Origin of the sequence: Streptococcus mitis (assembly GCF_000722695.1) — a bacterium.
GTDB lineage: Bacteria > Bacillota > Bacilli > Lactobacillales > Streptococcaceae > Streptococcus > Streptococcus mitis_O.
Genome location: NZ_JPFU01000007.1, coordinates 1 through 1,005, shown reverse-complemented (window position 1 = coordinate 1,005; position 1,005 = coordinate 1). Strand labels below are relative to the sequence as shown.

8 tRNA genes and 2 rRNA genes are annotated in these 1,005 nt (G+C 48.8%); all 10 read right to left on the bottom strand.

The annotated features are described in order from the left end of the window. Window positions 1-17: 17 nt before the first annotated feature. Window positions 18-91 (bottom strand) — tRNA-Arg (locus SK629_RS02430). An 11-nt stretch (window positions 92-102) separates the two neighbouring features. After that, window positions 103-188: transfer RNA gene (locus SK629_RS02425), tRNA-Leu, on the bottom strand. A 7-nt stretch (window positions 189-195) separates the two neighbouring features. Further along, window positions 196-267 (bottom strand) — tRNA-Gly (locus SK629_RS02420). Between the two features lie 22 nt (window positions 268-289). After that, window positions 290-362 (bottom strand) — tRNA-Thr (locus tag SK629_RS02415). Between the two features lie 18 nt (window positions 363-380). Continuing rightward, window positions 381-462 (bottom strand) — tRNA-Leu (locus SK629_RS02410). Between the two features lie 5 nt (window positions 463-467). Next, window positions 468-540, bottom strand: a tRNA-Lys gene (locus SK629_RS02405). A 24-nt stretch (window positions 541-564) separates the two neighbouring features. Further along, a tRNA-Asp gene (locus tag SK629_RS02400) sits at window positions 565-637 on the bottom strand. Window positions 638-639: 2 nt separating this feature from the next. After that, window positions 640-712, bottom strand: a tRNA-Val gene (locus tag SK629_RS02395). A gap of 4 nt (window positions 713-716) precedes the next feature. Then, window positions 717-832 (bottom strand): 5S ribosomal RNA (gene rrf / locus SK629_RS02390). 76 nt (window positions 833-908) lie between these two features. Further along, a 23S ribosomal RNA gene (locus SK629_RS02385) occupies window positions 909-1,005 on the bottom strand; the annotation flags it as partial.

Below are 1,005 nucleotides of genomic sequence, written 5' to 3'. Positions count from 1 at the left end.
CGAGTTAAAAAGAAAAATGCACCCTAGAGGAGTCGAACCTCTAACCGCCTGATTCGTAGTCAGGTACTCTATCCAGTTGAGCTAAGGGTGCTCATTAGTTTATGCCGAGGACCGGAATCGAACCGGTACGATCGTTACCAATCGCAGGATTTTAAGTCCTGTGCGTCTGCCAGTTCCGCCACCCCGGCCTCTCTAAGCGAACGACGGGATTCGAACCCGCGACCCCCACCTTGGCAAGGTGGTGTTCTACCACTGAACTACGTTCGCACTATTTTCTTCTATCTAAAAATGCCGGCTACATGACTTGAACACGCGACCCTCTGATTACAAATCAGATGCTCTACCAACTGAGCTAAGCCGGCTCATTTATTATTTCTTAATGCGGGTTAAGGGACTTGAACCCCCACGCCGTTAAGCGCCAGATCCTAAATCTGGTGCGTCTGCCAATTCCGCCAAACCCGCATATATGACCCGTACTGGGCTCGAACCAGTGACCCATTGATTAAAAGTCAATTGCTCTACCAACTGAGCTAACGAGTCTAAAATAACTTCCGTTATCTTAAACGGTCCCGACGGGAATCGAACCCGCGATCTTCGCCGTGACAGGGCGACGTGATAACCGCTACACTACGGGACCTATGGGAGTTAACGGGATCGAACCGCTGACCCTCTGCTTGTAAGGCAGATGCTCTCCCAGCTGAGCTAAACTCCCTAGAGCTAAGCGACTTCCATATCTCACAGGGGGCAACCCCCAACTACTTCCGGCGTTCTAGGGCTTAACTTCTGTGTTCGGCATGGGTACAGGTGTATCTCCTAGGCTATCGTCACTTAACTCTGAGTAATACCTACTCAAAATTGAATATCTATTCAAATCAAGAAAACCATACGCTTTCATATTCTCAGTTACTTTGGATAAGTCCTCGAGCTATTAGTATTAGTCCGCTACATGTGTCGCCACACTTCCACTTCTAACCTATCTACCTGATCATCTCTCAGGGCTCTTAC